Raw genomic sequence first — 13818 nt, 5'->3', positions numbered from 1 at the left:
CGTGAATCTGGCCCCATTGCACCTCTTGCAAGAACCGCACGCAAACCCCTGAGGCACAAGTGCCGAGGCAGGCTGACGCCGAGCGTCAGCCCGTGCGATCGTGCGCAGCACCCGTTGTGCGCGTTCACGCTCATTTTCCCATGACCTATAAGGGAGTACTCGTGGAGAACCTCTCCGAGACCCAGAACGATCAGGCTGCTCCGTCCACGGACGCGCCCGCCGCCGAGCAGGCCGCGGAGTCCGCGCCGGCACGGAAGCGCGCACCGCGCAGGGCCACCACGGCCACCGCCGCCGCGAAGGCGACGAAGGCGGCGGAGGAGTCCTCTGCCGCACCCGCCGAGGCCGCGGAGCCCGCAGAGGCGGCGCCCAAGGCGAAGGCCCCGCGCCGCACGCGGGCGAAGAAGGCCGATGCCGAGTCGCCTGCGGCCGAGACGGCCACCGCGGCCGAGGCTGCCCCGGCCGCCGAGGCTCCTGCCGCTGCCGAGACCCCCGCCGCCGAGGCTCCGAAGTCGGGGCGCGGGCGTCGCGGCACGAAGAAGGCGGATGCGGAGGCACCCGCTGCCGAGCAGGGCACGGGCTCCGCGGATTCCGCGACCGAGAACAGCGGAGCCGCCGAGGCTCAGGGTGAGGACGCGAAGGCGGCCCGCCCCCGCAACGCCCGCGCGAAGAACGGTGCGAAGAACGACGCCCCTGCGCAGAGCGACGCCACGGAGGGCGGCGACGACTCCGGTCAGGACGCCCAGGGCAAGGACTCCTCGTCCGATTCCTCCGAGGGCGGCGAGGAGCAGGGCGGTCGCGGCCGCAGCCGCAGCCGCAACCGCAATCGCGGGCGCGGCCAGGGCGGCGGCCAGGAGCAGCAGCCCGCCGCCTCCGACGACGATCAGGCCAACGGCAACGGCCGCAACCGTCAGCGCAACAAGCGCCGCGGCGGCGCGCCCGTCGACGAGTTCGAGACCGAGATCGGCGAGGACGACGTCCTGATCCCGATCGCGGGCATCCTCGACGTGCTCGACAACTACGCGTTCGTGCGCACGACCGGCTACCTCGCCGGTCCGAGCGACGTCTATGTCTCGCTCGGCCAGGTCAAGAAGTACAACCTGCGCAAGGGCGACGCCGTGGTCGGCTCGATCAAGCAGCCGCGTGAGGGCGAGCAGCAGGGCCGTCAGAAGTACAACGCGCTGGTCAAGGTCGACTCGATCAACGGCCTGTCGGTCGACGACGCCGCCACCCGCGTCGAGTTCGGCAAGCTGACGCCGCTGTACCCGCAGGAGCGTCTGCGCCTCGAGACCGCGCCCGAGAAGCTGACGCAGCGCATCATCGACCTGGTCGCACCCATCGGCAAGGGCCAGCGCGGCCTGATCGTCGCGCCGCCCAAGGCCGGCAAGACGATCGTGCTGCAGCAGATCGCGAACGCGATCGCGCAGAACAACCCCGAGGTGCACCTCATGGTCGTGCTCGTCGACGAGCGCCCCGAAGAGGTCACCGACATGGAGCGCACGGTGAAGGGCGAGGTCATCGCCTCCACCTTCGACCGCCCTGCCGAGGACCACACCACGGTCGCGGAGCTCGCGATCGAGCGCGCCAAGCGCCTAGTGGAGCTGGGCCGCGACGTGGTCGTGCTGCTCGACTCGATCACCCGTCTCGGCCGCGCGTACAACCTGGCTGCTCCGGCGTCCGGCCGCGTGCTGACGGGCGGGGTCGACGCGTCGGCGCTGTACCCGCCGAAGCGGTTCTTCGGCGCCGCCCGCAACATCGAGAACGGCGGCTCGCTGACGATCCTCGCCACGGCGCTGGTCGAGACCGGGTCCAAGATGGACGAGGTCATCTTCGAGGAGTTCAAGGGCACCGGCAACAGCGAGCTGCGCCTGTCCCGTGCTCTCGCCGACAAGCGCATCTTCCCGGCCGTCGACGTGAACGCGTCGAGCACCCGCCGCGAGGAGATGCTGCTGTCCGCCGACGAGGTCAAGATCACCTGGAAGCTGCGTCGCGCCCTGGCGGGTCTCGACCAGCAGCAGGCGCTCGAGGTCGTGCTCGGCAAGCTCAAGGAGACCCACTCGAACGTCGAGTTCCTCGTCCAGATGCAGAAGTCGATCCCCACGCTGCCCTCGGGTGCGCACGGGCACGACAACAACATCCGCTGAGACGCGACGTGTTCGAGTCCGTCCAGACTCTGATCGACGAGCATCGCCGGGTGCAGGAGGAGCTCTCCGACCCGGCGGTGCACGCCGACGCCGCGCGGGCGAAGCGCGTCAACCGCCGCTACGCGGAGCTGTCGCGCATCGTCGCGGCGCACGAGGCGTGGACGGCGGCGGTCGACGATCTGGAGGCGGCGCGCGAGCTCGCCCGCGAGGACGAGGCGTTCGCCGCCGAGGTCCCCGCGCTCGAGGAGGGCGTGCAGGCCGCCCAGGAGAAGCTGCGGCGACTGCTCATCCCGCGCGACCCCGATGACGCGCGCGACGTGATCATGGAGATCAAGGCCGGGGAGGGCGGCGCCGAGTCCGCGCTGTTCGCCGCCGACCTGCTCCGCATGTACGTGCAGTATGCGGCGTCGAAGGGCTGGAAGACCGAGCTGCTGGAGCGCAACGAGTCCGATCTGGGCGGCTACAAGGACGTGCAGGTCGCGATCAAGGGCTCCTCGTCCGATCCCGCTCAGGGCGTCTGGGCGCATCTGAAGTACGAGGGCGGCGTGCACCGCGTGCAGCGGGTGCCCGCGACCGAGTCCCAGGGGCGCATCCACACCTCGACCACGGGCGTGCTGGTGTTCCCCGAGGTGGACGAGCCCGAGGAGATCCAGATCGACCAGAACGATCTGAAGATCGACGTGTTCCGCTCGTCGGGCCCCGGCGGGCAGTCCGTGAACACCACGGACTCCGCCGTGCGCATCACGCACGTGCCGACCGGCATCGTGGTCTCGATGCAGAACGAGAAGTCGCAGCTGCAGAACCGCGAGGCCGCCATGCGTGTGCTCCGGGCGCGGCTGCTCGCCAAGCAGCAGGAGGAGCTGGACGCGGCGGCCTCCGATGCGCGCCGCTCGCAGATCCGCGGCATGGACCGCTCGGAGCGCATCCGCACGTACAACTTCCCGGAGAACCGGATCGCCGACCACCGCACCGGCTTCAAGGCGTACAACCTCGACCAGGTGATGGACGGGGCGCTCGACCCGATCATCGAGAGCGCGATCGCCGCCGACGAGGAGGCACGGCTCGCCGCGGTGGGCTCGGACTCCTGACGCCGGCATATCGGTGGCGCTAGGCTCGGGCCGTGCTCACCCTCCTGTACCGCGGTCTCATGTACCTCGTGTCGGCCGGACTCGGCCTCGTCGCGGCGGATCTGCTGCTCGACGGCTTCCAGATCCAGTGGGACCAATGGTGGGGCTTCGTCGTGTGCATCGTCGTGTTCGCCGTGCTGCAGAGCGTGCTGTCACCGTGGGTGAGCCGTCTCGCCGACCGTTATGCCCCGGTGCTGATGGGCGGGATCGGCATCTTCTCGACGCTGATCGCGCTCATGGTGGTCGTGCTGCTGCCCATCGGCGGTCTGCGCATCACCGACCTGACCGGGTGGCTGCTCGGATCGGTGATCGTCTGGCTCATCACGGCGCTCGGCAGCGTCCTGCTGCCGCTGATCTTCCTGCGGCGGCGGGTCGAGGCGCGCGGCGGCGGCCGTGCGCGGCGCCACGACCGTCAGATCGAGTAGTCCGGGGCGGTGAGTAGCGCCCTGGTGTCCTCGCCCGCAAGGCGCTGACGCGGCTTCGCCGGCACGCCGACCAGGACGCTGTCGGCCGGCGCGTCCTTCGTGACGACGGCGTTGGCGCCGACCACGCAGCGGTCGCCGACCGTGATCGGACCGAGGATCTTCGCCCCTGCCCCGACCGCGACGCCGTGGCCGAGGGTGGGGTGCCGCTTGCCGACGTCCCTGGTGCGGCCGCCGAGCGTGACGCCGTGGTACATCAGCACGTCGTCGCCGATCTCCGCGGTCTCACCGATCACCACGCCCATGCCGTGATCGATGAAGAAGCGGCGACCGATGCGCGCGCCGGGATGGATCTCGATCCCGGTCAGCCAGCGCGACAGCTGCGAGGTGGTCCTGGCGAGCAGCCGCAGCCGCCGACGCCACAGGGCATGGGAGACCCGGTGCGCCCACACGGCGTGCAGTCCGGGGTAGAGCAGCGCCACCTCCAGCCCGGTGCGGGCGGCGGGGTCGCGGAGGCGCGCAGCGGCGATGTCCTCGCGCATGCGCCCGATCATGCCCATCGACGGCCTCAGTCTTCGCGGAGGTCCTCGAACAGCGCGGTGGAGAGGTAGCGCTCCCCGGTGTCCGGGATGATCACGACGATCGTCTTGCCGGCGTTCTCCGGCCGTGCGGCCACGGTCAGGGCGGCGGCGACCGCGGCGCCCGAGGACATGCCGACGAGCAGGCCCTCCTTGGCGGCGAGTTCCCTGGCCACGCGCAGCGACTCGTCGAACTCCGCCGTGATGACCTCGTCGAGCACGTCGCGGTCGAGCACGGCGGGCACGAAGTTCGGGCCGATGCCCTGGATCTTGTGCGGGCCGGGGTGGCCCTCGGTCAGCACGGGGGAGTCCTTCGGCTCGACGGCGATCACCTGCACGCCGGGCTTCGCGGCCTTGAGTGCCTGGCCGGTGCCGGTCACGGTGCCGCCGGTGCCGACGCCCGCGATGAAGATGTCCACGGCGCCGTCGGTGTCGCGGAGGATCTCCTGGGCGGTGGTCTCGCGATGGATCTGCGGGTTGGCGGCGTTCTCGAACTGACGGATCCAGATCGCACCGGGCGTCTCCTCGACGATGCGCTCGACCTCCGCGATGGCCCCCTTCATGCCGAGAGTGGGGTCGGTGAGCACGATCTTGGCGCCGAACGCCTTGAGCAGCAGACGACGCTCCTTCGACATCGACGCGGGCATGGTGAGGATCACCCGGTAGCCGCGCGCGGCGCCGATCATTGCGAGCGCGATGCCCGTGTTGCCGCTGGTGGACTCGACGATCGTGCCGCCGGGCTTGAGCTCGCCGGAGGCCTCTGCCGCGTTGATCATGGCGATCCCGATCCGGTCCTTCACGCTGGACGCGGGGTTGTAGAACTCGAGCTTCGCGAGCACGGTCGCGCCGAGGCCTTCGGTCACCCTGTTCAGTCGGACGAGCGGGGTGTCGCCGAAGGCGGTCGTGATGTCGGGGTGGATGCCGGGCATGGGTATCGCCTTCCTTCGCGGGTTCGCTGCCGCACCAGCCTAGGCGAGGGCCCTGTGTGCGCGGGCAATGTGACGGCGGTGCACTCTACGCTGGAATGCATGCCCGACTCCTCCCTCGCCGCTGCCGTGCGCGCCGCGGCGCAGCGCCTCGCCGATGCCGGTGTGCCGGACCCCCTCGTCGACGCGGAGCTGCTGGCTGGCCACGTGCTCGACCGGCGCCGGGGCGAGGTGCAGGCGGCCATCGTGCGCGGCGACGCGGTCGACGAGGCGCAGCAGCACGCACTCGAGGCCCTCGTGGCGCGGCGCGAGGCGCGCGAGCCGCTGCAGCACATCACGGGCACGGCGCCCTTCCGGCACCTCGAGCTCGCGGTCGGCCCCGGGGTGTTCGTTCCCCGGCCCGAGACCGAGACCGTGGTCCAGTTCGCGATCGATGCGCTGCTGAACTCGGGAGAGCCCGCCCCCATCGGCGTCGACCTGGGCACCGGCAGCGGAGCGATCGCGCTGGCCATGGCGACAGAGGTGCCGCATGCCCGGGTGTTCGCGGCGGAGCTGTCGGACGACGCGCACGCGTGGGCGCAGCGCAACGTCGCGGGCGTCGAGAACCTCACGCTGGTGCTGTCGGATCTCGCCGACGCGTTCCCGGAGCTCGACGGCTCCGCGTCCGTCGTGATCTCCAACCCGCCGTACGTGCCGGACGCGGCGGTCCCGCGCGACCCCGAGGTGCGTCTGTTCGATCCGGCCCTCGCGCTGTACGGGGGTGCGGACGGGCTCGATGTCGTCCGCGTGCTCAGCTCCCGCGCGCTCCGTCTGCTCCGCCCCGGCGGGGTGCTGGTGATCGAGCACGGCGAACTGCAGGGTGCCGCGATCAGAGAGCTGCTGACGGCTGACGGGTGGCGGGCGGCGGCCACGCACCGCGACCTCACCCTCCGCGATCGCGCGACCACCGCGATCCGGCCCTGATCAGGCCGCTCAGAGCGACTCCCGCACCGGCCCCGCATAGAATCGAACCGTCATGTCCACCATCTTCGACTGCCGTGATGAGGCGCAGCTGCTCGCCGGCATGCGCCATGCGCGCCAGGCCATCGGCCGCGGCGATCTCATCGTCATCCCCACCGACACCGTGTACGGCGTGGCCGCGGACGCGTTCTCGCCCGTCGCCGTGCAGCGTCTGCTCGACGCGAAGGGCCGAGGCCGCGACCAGCCGCCGCCCGTGCTGATCGGCAGCCCCGAGACGCTGACGGCCCTGGCGGAGTCGGTCCCCGAGCCTGTCGAGCGGCTCGTCGAGGCGTTCTGGCCGGGCGGCCTCACGATCGTGCTGCCGGCCCAGCCCTCGCTGGTGTGGGACCTGGGGGAGACCAGGGGCACCGTCGCCGTGCGCATGCCCGAGGGTCGCGTGGCCCTCGAGCTGCTCGCCGAGACGGGCCCGCTCGCGGTCTCCAGCGCGAACCTCACGGGGCGGGACGCGGCGATCTCCGCGCTCGACGCCGAGAAGATGCTCGGCGACAGCGTCGCGGTGTACCTCGCGGACGGCCTGAGCGCGAACGGCATCGCCTCCACGATCGTCGACGCGACGTCGCTGGTGCGCCGGGGTCCGGGGGAGGAGAAGGGTGTGGTGCGCATCCTCCGCCACGGCGTGATCACGCGGGAGCAGCTGCACGAGGTCCTGGGCGACCTTCTCGAGCCGGAGCCCGATCCGGGGCAGCAGGACGGAGATTCGTGAAGCAGTATCTCTTCACGATCATCGTCACCGCCGCGATCACCTTCGTGCTGACGTGGGCGGTGTGGCGGCTGAGCCTCCGCTACAAGCTGTACCCGGGGATCCGGGAGCGCGACGTGCACACCACGCCCACCCCTCGGCTCGGAGGCGTGGCGATCTTCCTCGGCATCGTGGCAGCGTTCGCTGTGTCTGCGGCCAACCCGTTCTTCCAGAGCATCTGGACACCGCCGCAGACCATGTGGGCGATCCTCGCCGCATCGCTGCTGATCGCCGTCATCGGCGTGGTGGACGACCTGTGGGACCTGGACTGGATGATCAAGCTCGGCGCGCAGTTCCTCGCCGCGGGGATCATCACGGTCGGCGGCGGGCTGCAGATCCTGTCGCTGCCGTTCGGCGACCTCATCGTCGTCTCCAGCTGGCTCAGCATCACCATCACGATGTTCGCGATCGTCATCGTGATGAACGCGGTCAACTTCATCGACGGGCTCGACGGGCTGGTCGCGGGGGTCTGCCTCATCTCGAACGGCGTGTTCTTCGCGTACTCGTACATCTTCACGCGCGACTCCGGGGCGTCCAGCTACTTCAACCTCTCCACGTTCCTGGCGGCTGTGCTGATCGGGGCCTGCCTCGGCTTCCTGCCGTTGAACTGGAGTCCGGCCAAGCTCTTCATGGGCGACTCGGGCGCGCTCGTGCTCGGGCTGCTGATGGCGACCTCGGCGATCGCGATCACGGGCCAGATGGATCCGTCCGCGCTGGAGCCCGACCGCCTCGGCCGTTCGCAGCTGGTGGGTGCCTTCCTGCCGATCCTGCTGCCGCTGCTGGTCGTGCTGCTGCCGCTGCTCGACTTCGGCCTGGCGGTGCTGCGGCGGATGAGCGCCGGCCGCTCGCCGTTCTCGCCCGATCGCAAGCACCTGCACCATCGGATGCTCGACCTCGGCCACCGCGACCGCGACGCCGTCCTGATCTTCTACGCGTGGACCGCCGTGATCTCGCTCGCGGTGCTCCTGATGTACGTGGGCGCCCGAGAGGACTGGCCCGGCCAGTACCTGCCGGGCGTCGGCTTCGGTGTCGTCGGCATCGCGGCCTGCCTCGTCATCACCCTGAGCCCCTCCCGCCGCCGCAAGAGCCCCGCGGCCGCTGAACCCGACCCGACCCCCGTGGAGCCCCGATGAGCCCGAGTCCCGTTTCCAGCACCCCGATCCTCCGCCGCACACTGATCTGGTCCGCGGTGGCGACCGCCGTGCTGGCCCTGGTCGCCGGCGGCGTGGGCTTCGCCGTCTCGCAGGGGGAGGGCCTGGTCAGCGGACTGCTCGGCGTGCTCCTCGCGGCGCTGTTCCTCGCCATCACGGGCATCAGCATCCTGATCGCGAACCGCTGGTACGGGGACCCGCTGTACGTGCAGCTGTTCTTCGCGATCGTGCTGGGCGGCTGGCTGCTCAAGCTCGGGGTGTTCGTCGTCGTGATGATCCTGCTCGCGGGGCAGCCGTGGCTCGACCCGATGGTGTTCTTCCTGTCGATCGTGGCCGGCGTGATCATGTCCCTCGTGATCGACGTGGTGGTGCTGACGCAGATGCGCCTGCCGAACGTGAGCGACACGACCCTGCCGACCGAGGTGCCGGAGGACCGCGCACCCGGTGCCGCGAACGGACCGCTCGACGGCGCGGGGGACGGCGCCCCGCGGTCTTAGGGCACCCTTGGATTCTGATAGTGTTGAGGAGTGCCCGCCGCTCGCCCGCGAGCGCTTGCGCTGTGTAGCACACCGACCATCGTCGCCCCGGTTCTGACCGGTGCCCCGAAGCTGGAGCCCGCGCTGTTTAATCTTGCTGCGACCCTGACCCCCCGACTCGCGTCCTCCGATGGCGAGTTCCACGGCCCTTCGATCGATGAGTTCTTCCCGGAGATCCTCTTCCACGTCGGTCCCATCCCGGTGAACCGGATCCACCTGATCCAGCTGCTCTCCGTGATCGCCGTGGTCCTGATCCTCTGGCTGGGCACGCGCCGCATGAAGGTCGTCCCCGGGCGCTTCCAGAGCCTGGTCGAGATGGGCCTCGGCTTCGTCCGCGGCGGCATCGCGCACGACCTGCTCGGGCGCAAGGACGGCGATCGCTTCCTGCCGATCCTCACCACGATCTTCTTCATGGTGCTGTTCATGAACATCACGGGCATCATCCCGTTCCTGAACATGCCGGGCACGGCGATCATCGCGGTGCCGCTGACGCTCGCGGTGGTCAGCTACGTCACCTTCATCTACGCCGGCATCAAGAAGAGCCCGAAGAACTTCTTCAAGAACGCGCTCTTCCCGTCCGGTGTGCCGTGGCCCGTCTACTTCATCGTCACGCCGATCGAGCTCATCTCGACGTTCATCATCCGCCCGGTGACCCTCACCCTGCGACTGCTGATGAACCTGGTCGTCGGTCACATGATCCTGGTCCTCTGCTTCGCAGCGACCCAGTTCTTCTTCTTCACCGCGGGCGGCGGCTGGGCAGCCCTCGGTATCGGAACCCTCGCCTTCGGTGGCGCCTTCACTCTCTTCGAGATCCTGGTGGCCGTCCTGCAGGCATACGTCTTCACCGTCCTCACCGCGGTCTACATCCAGCTCGCGGTCGCAGAAGAGCACTGAGCGGGCGGGCAACAGCCCTCCCACCCAACGAAAGGAAAAACCCGTGGACGCAACTACGGTTCTCGCTGAAGTCAACGGCAACCTCGCGGCGGTCGGCTACGGCCTCGCAGCCATCGGTCCGGCCATCGGCGTGGGCATCGTCGTCGGCAAGACCATCGAGGGCGTCGCCCGTCAGCCCGAGCTGGCCGGTCGCCTGCAGGTCCTCATGTGGATCGGTATCGCCTTCACCGAGGCGCTTGCATTCGTCGGCATCGCCGTCGGATTCATCCCCTTCCCCGCGTAATCCCCACCGACTTCTGAAGGAGACAGGATGCTGAACGCTCTTGTCACGAACCTCGCGGCTGAGGGTGAGGCGGCCAACAACCCGCTGATCCCCGCGTGGTACGACATCATCTGGTCGGGCTTCTGGTTCATCATCATCCTCGTCGTGGTGTGGAAGGTCGCCCTTCCCCGTCTGACGAAGATGCTCGACGAGCGGTCCGCCGCCATCGAGGGCAACATCGCGAAGGCCGATGAGGCGCAGAAGCAGGCGGAGGCGGCACTCGAGGAGTACACCCGCCAGCTCGCCGAGGCGCGCACCGAGGCCGGCGAGATCCGCGAGGCCGCCCGTGAGGACGGCAAGAAGATCATCGCCGAGGCGAAGGAGACCGCGGCCAGCGAGGCCGCACGTCTGACCGCCACCGCGCACACGCAGATCGAGGCCGAGCGCCAGACGGCTCTCGTCTCCCTGCGCAGCGAGGTCGGCTCGCTCGCGCTCGACCTCGCCGGTGGCGTGGTCGGCGAGACGCTCTCCGACGACGCTCGCGCGGCCGCCGTGGTCGACCGCTTCCTCGCCGATCTCGAAGCATCCGAGAAGGCGGCTCAGTAATGGGCAGCGCGACCGCTCAGGCACTCGCGGCATCCACTCAGACGCTTGCCGCAGCGAAGGACATCACCCTCGACACCGCGCGGGAGCTGTTCGCCGCCGCGCGTGCCGTGGGCGATTCGTCTCAGCTGAGCGGCGCGCTCGCCGACCCCGCCGCTCCGGCTGCGGCACGGCAGCAGGTCGTCGCCGCAGTCTTCGGCGGACTCTCCGAGGCCTCCCGGGCCGTTCTGGGTGCCGCCGTCGCAGAACGCTGGTCGAACGCCGACCAGCTCGTCGACGGCATCGAGGAGCTCGCGATCCGGTCCGCCGCGATCGCCGAGTCCGGCGCCGACATCGAGGGGCAGCTGTTCGGCTTCTCCCGGGTCGTGGCCGCGAACCCCGAGCTCGAGCTCGCCCTGGGCAGCCGCCTCGGGGGAGACGACGCGAAGGGGGAGCTCGTGGAGCGCCTCCTGGCCGGCGCCTCCGCCGGTGCCGCGACCACGCTCATCGTCTCGTCGCTGGTGCGTCGTCCGCGTGAGCGCCGGGTGCGTCAGCTGCTGAGCCGCGCGATCCGGATCGTCTCGAACCAGCGCGGCCTCGTGGTCGCGACGGTGCACACGGCGACCGACCTCTCCGAGGCTCAGCGCACCCGTCTGCGTGACGCGCTCTCGCGTCGCTACGACGGCGAGGTGTCGCTCAACGTCGTCATCGATCCCGCCGTGGTCGGAGGTCTGCGCGTGCAGATCGCCGACGACGTCATCGACGGCAGCATCTCCGCACGACTCGCCGACCTTCGCCAGAAGCTCGCGGGCTAACACGACTTCGCGCGGGGAACCGCGCACCCAGATACAAAGGGAAGACAATGGCAGAACTATCGATCAGCCCCGACGTCATCCGTGACGCGCTGAAGGATTTCGCCGCCGCCTACGAGCCCACCGGGGCCGCGGCGACCGAGGTCGGCACCGTCATCGACGCCGCCGACGGCATCGCTCACGTCGAGGGCCTGCCCGGTGTGATGGCGAACGAGCTCGTGACGTTCGAGGACGGCACGAAGGGCCTGGCCCTGAACCTCGACGAGCACGAGATCGGCGTCGTCGTCCTGGGCGACTTCACCGGTATCGAGGCCGGTCAGGAAGTCACCCGCACGGGCGAGGTCCTCTCGGTCCCCGTCGGCGACGGCTACCTGGGCCGCGTGGTCGACCCGCTCGGCAACCCGATCGACGGCCTCGGCGCGATCGCGACCGAGGGTGTCCGCGAGCTGGAGCTCCAGGCTCCCGGCGTCATGCAGCGCAAGTCGGTGCACGAGCCGATGCAGACCGGCATCAAGGCCATCGACGCCATGATCCCTGTCGGCCGTGGTCAGCGTCAGCTGATCATCGGTGACCGCCAGACCGGCAAGACGGCCATCGCGATCGACACGATCATCAACCAGAAGGCCAACTGGGAGTCGGGCGACGTCAACAAGCAGGTCCGCTGCATCTACGTCGCCATCGGCCAGAAGGGCTCGACCATCGCTTCGGTGAAGGGCGCGCTCGAGGAGGCCGGCGCCCTGGAGTACACCACGATCGTGGCGGCTCCGGCGTCCGACCCCGCCGGCTTCAAGTACCTGGCTCCGTACACCGGCTCGGCCATCGGCCAGCACTGGATGTACGGCGGCAAGCACGTCCTGATCATCTTCGACGACCTGTCGAAGCAGGCCGAGGCCTACCGTGCCGTGTCGCTGCTGCTCCGCCGCCCGCCGGGCCGCGAGGCGTACCCCGGTGACGTCTTCTACCTGCACTCGCGTCTGCTCGAGCGGTGCGCGAAGCTGTCCGACGAGCTCGGCGCCGGTTCGATGACGGGTCTGCCCATCATCGAGACCAAGGCGAACGACGTCTCGGCGTACATCCCGACCAACGTGATCTCGATCACCGACGGCCAGATCTTCCTCCAGTCCGACCTCTTCAACGCCAACCAGCGTCCGGCGGTCGACGTGGGTATCTCGGTCTCGCGAGTCGGTGGTGACGCACAGGTCAAGTCCATCAAGAAGGTCTCCGGAACGCTGAAGCTGGAGCTGGCGCAGTACCGCTCGCTCGAGGCGTTCGCGATGTTCGCGTCGGACCTCGACGCTGCCTCGCGTCGTCAGCTCTCGCGTGGTGCCCGCCTGACCGAGCTGCTCAAGCAGCCGCAGTACTCGCCGTACCCCGTGGAGGAGCAGGTCGTCTCGATCTGGGCCGGCACGAACGGCAAGCTCGACTCGATCGAGGTCGAGGACGTGCTGCGCTTCGAGCGCGAGCTGCTCGACTACCTGCGTCGCAACACGAAGGTGCTCGACACGCTGCGTGAGACGAACGTGCTGGACGACGACACGGTGGCCGAGCTCGACAAGCAGACCGACAACTTCCTCCTGGAGTTCCAGGGCGGCAAGGGTCACGCCATCGGCGCCCCTGGTCACGAGGAGTACGCTGCGGCCGAGGCCGACGACGTCAACCAGGAGAAGATCGTCAAGGGTCGTCGCGCGTAATCGCGTGAGGTACTGATTCATGGGCGCTCAACTCAGGGTCTACAAGCAGAAGATCTCTTCTGCTCAGACGACCAAGAAGATCACGAAGGCGATGGAACTCATCGCGGCTTCGCGCATCCAGAAGGCGATGGCACGCGTCAAGGCGTCCACCCCCTTCGCGCGGGCCGTGACGAGGGCCGTGTCCGCCGTCGCGACGCACTCGAACGTCGACCACCCGCTCACCCGTGAGCCCGAGACGATCCGCCGCTCCGCGGTCGTGATCTTCTCGTCGGACCGCGGTCTCGCCGGTGCCTTCAACTCGCAGATCCTCCGTGAGGGTCTCGAGGTGGCGGAGCTGCTGCGCGAGCAGGGCAAGGAGCCGGTGTTCTACCTCGTGGGCCGCAAGGCCGTCGGCTACTTCCAGTTCCGGCGCATCGAGGCAGCAGCGGAGTGGACGGGCGACACCGACACCCCGTCGTTCCACACCGCGGAGGAGATCTCGTCGACGCTGCTCGACGCGTTCTCCCGCGGCGGTGACGACGGCGGCGTCGACGAGATCCACCTCGTGTACAACCGCTTCGTCAGCATGATGACGCAGTCGCCGGAGTCCGTGCGCCTGCTGCCGCTGGAGATCGCGGAGGCCGACGAGTCGGAGGCCGGCACTGCCGTCTATCCGCTCTACGAGTTCGAGCCCGACGCTGAGACGGTGCTCGACGCGATCCTGCCGGTGTACATCCAGAGCCGGGTCTTCAACGCTCTCCTGCAGTCGTCCGCTGCCAAGCAGGCGGCCACGCAGAAGGCGATGAAGTCCGCCAGCGACAACGCCGACAAGCTCATCACCGACTACACCCGCCTGCGCAACAACGCGCGTCAGGCCGAGATCACCCAGCAGATCGCCGAGATCGTCGGTGGCGCCGACGCTCTCGCATCGAGCTGACAGACCCTCAGGAAAGAGACG

General features: G+C 69.4%; 15 protein-coding genes. 13 read left to right on the top strand and 2 right to left on the bottom strand.

Annotated elements, in window-relative coordinates; all coding sequences use genetic code 11:
• Positions 1-161 precede the first annotated feature (161 nt).
• The 3 genes from rho to M3C17_RS09215 are packed head-to-tail and all read left to right on the top strand — an operon-like array spanning position 162 to position 3693.
• Positions 162-2141 (top strand): transcription termination factor Rho, encoded by a 1980-nt coding sequence (gene rho, locus M3C17_RS09225; protein ID WP_396819937.1) that lies wholly within the window; start codon positions 162-164, stop codon positions 2139-2141.
• Positions 2142-2149: 8 nt separating this feature from the next.
• Complete coding sequence (gene prfA / locus M3C17_RS09220; protein WP_259977381.1) at positions 2150-3229, top strand: peptide chain release factor 1; 1080 nt, start codon at positions 2150-2152, stop codon at positions 3227-3229.
• A gap of 32 nt (positions 3230-3261) precedes the next feature.
• A complete protein-coding gene (locus tag M3C17_RS09215; RefSeq protein WP_259977379.1) occupies positions 3262-3693 on the top strand; it encodes a phage holin family protein in 432 nt (143 codons plus the stop codon).
• Here M3C17_RS09215 and epsC read toward each other — a convergent pair.
• Complete coding sequence (gene epsC, locus M3C17_RS09210) at positions 3681-4250, bottom strand: serine O-acetyltransferase EpsC (protein WP_259977378.1); 570 nt, start codon at positions 4248-4250, stop codon at positions 3681-3683. The genes M3C17_RS09215 and epsC overlap by 13 nt on opposite strands.
• 8 nt (positions 4251-4258) lie before the next feature.
• On the bottom strand, positions 4259-5197 hold the full coding sequence (gene cysK / locus M3C17_RS09205) for a cysteine synthase A (RefSeq protein ID WP_259977377.1): 939 nt from the start codon (positions 5195-5197) through the stop codon (positions 4259-4261).
• Positions 5198-5296: 99 nt separating this feature from the next.
• On the opposite strand from cysK, the gene prmC reads away from it, so the two are divergent.
• From prmC to M3C17_RS09155, 10 genes are all read left to right on the top strand, one after another.
• Positions 5297-6157, top strand: coding sequence for a peptide chain release factor N(5)-glutamine methyltransferase (gene prmC / locus M3C17_RS09200; protein WP_259977376.1), 861 nt, complete (start codon positions 5297-5299; stop codon positions 6155-6157).
• Between the two features lie 52 nt (positions 6158-6209).
• Positions 6210-6917 (top strand): L-threonylcarbamoyladenylate synthase, encoded by a 708-nt coding sequence (locus tag M3C17_RS09195; RefSeq protein WP_259977375.1) that lies wholly within the window; start codon positions 6210-6212, stop codon positions 6915-6917.
• Positions 6914-8086: an MraY family glycosyltransferase gene (locus tag M3C17_RS09190; protein WP_259977374.1), complete on the top strand. Its 1173-nt coding sequence runs from the start codon at positions 6914-6916 to the stop codon at positions 8084-8086. The genes M3C17_RS09195 and M3C17_RS09190 overlap by 4 nt, the downstream gene beginning before the upstream one ends.
• Complete coding sequence (locus M3C17_RS09185; RefSeq protein WP_259977373.1) at positions 8083-8601, top strand: hypothetical protein; 519 nt, start codon at positions 8083-8085, stop codon at positions 8599-8601. The genes M3C17_RS09190 and M3C17_RS09185 overlap by 4 nt, the downstream gene beginning before the upstream one ends.
• Before the next feature lie 144 nt (positions 8602-8745).
• Positions 8746-9534 carry a F0F1 ATP synthase subunit A gene (atpB, locus tag M3C17_RS09180; RefSeq protein ID WP_036292497.1) on the top strand — a complete coding sequence of 263 codons (789 nt, stop codon included), beginning with the start codon at positions 8746-8748 and terminating at the stop codon, positions 9532-9534.
• A 43-nt stretch (positions 9535-9577) separates the two neighbouring features.
• Entirely contained in the window at positions 9578-9817 is a 240-nt protein-coding gene (atpE, locus tag M3C17_RS09175; protein ID WP_259977372.1) for an ATP synthase F0 subunit C, read from the top strand.
• Positions 9818-9844: 27 nt separating this feature from the next.
• Positions 9845-10402 carry a F0F1 ATP synthase subunit B gene (locus M3C17_RS09170; protein ID WP_136035260.1) on the top strand — a complete coding sequence of 186 codons (558 nt, stop codon included), beginning with the start codon at positions 9845-9847 and terminating at the stop codon, positions 10400-10402.
• A complete protein-coding gene (locus tag M3C17_RS09165; protein WP_259977371.1) occupies positions 10402-11193 on the top strand; it encodes a F0F1 ATP synthase subunit delta in 792 nt (263 codons plus the stop codon). Before M3C17_RS09170 ends, M3C17_RS09165 begins: the two co-directional genes overlap by 1 nt.
• Before the next feature lie 47 nt (positions 11194-11240).
• On the top strand, positions 11241-12881 hold the full coding sequence (gene atpA / locus M3C17_RS09160; RefSeq protein WP_259977369.1) for a F0F1 ATP synthase subunit alpha: 1641 nt from the start codon (positions 11241-11243) through the stop codon (positions 12879-12881).
• Between the two features lie 19 nt (positions 12882-12900).
• The gene (locus M3C17_RS09155; protein ID WP_259977366.1) at positions 12901-13797 is read left to right on the top strand and encodes a F0F1 ATP synthase subunit gamma; all 897 of its coding nucleotides are present in this window, start codon (positions 12901-12903) and stop codon (positions 13795-13797) included.
• The last annotated feature ends 21 nt before the right edge of the window (positions 13798-13818 follow it).

This window comes from Microbacterium sp. p3-SID336 (assembly GCF_025143365.1).
In the GTDB taxonomy this organism is placed as follows: Bacteria; Actinomycetota; Actinomycetes; order Actinomycetales; family Microbacteriaceae; genus Microbacterium.
The sequence above is the reverse complement of the archived record's forward strand: the minus strand, read 5'-3'. Positions and strand labels throughout refer to the sequence as shown.

What these genes read in the sequence shown, in the direction of transcription:
- epsC (WP_259977378.1), bottom strand. Translation starts at nt 4,250, where the DNA reads ATGGGCATGATCGGGCGCATGCGCGAGGACATCGCCGCTGCGCGCCTC.
- cysK (WP_259977377.1), bottom strand. Translation starts at nt 5,197, where the DNA reads ATGCCCGGCATCCACCCCGACATCACGACCGCCTTCGGCGACACCCCG.
- prmC (WP_259977376.1), top strand. Translation starts at nt 5,297, where the DNA reads ATGCCCGACTCCTCCCTCGCCGCTGCCGTGCGCGCCGCGGCGCAGCGC.
- M3C17_RS09195 (WP_259977375.1), top strand. Translation starts at nt 6,210, where the DNA reads ATGTCCACCATCTTCGACTGCCGTGATGAGGCGCAGCTGCTCGCCGGC.
- M3C17_RS09185 (WP_259977373.1), top strand. Translation starts at nt 8,083, where the DNA reads ATGAGCCCGAGTCCCGTTTCCAGCACCCCGATCCTCCGCCGCACACTG.
- M3C17_RS09170 (WP_136035260.1), top strand. Translation starts at nt 9,845, where the DNA reads ATGCTGAACGCTCTTGTCACGAACCTCGCGGCTGAGGGTGAGGCGGCC.
- M3C17_RS09165 (WP_259977371.1), top strand. Translation starts at nt 10,402, where the DNA reads ATGGGCAGCGCGACCGCTCAGGCACTCGCGGCATCCACTCAGACGCTT.
- atpA (WP_259977369.1), top strand. Translation starts at nt 11,241, where the DNA reads ATGGCAGAACTATCGATCAGCCCCGACGTCATCCGTGACGCGCTGAAG.
- M3C17_RS09155 (WP_259977366.1), top strand. Translation starts at nt 12,901, where the DNA reads ATGGGCGCTCAACTCAGGGTCTACAAGCAGAAGATCTCTTCTGCTCAG.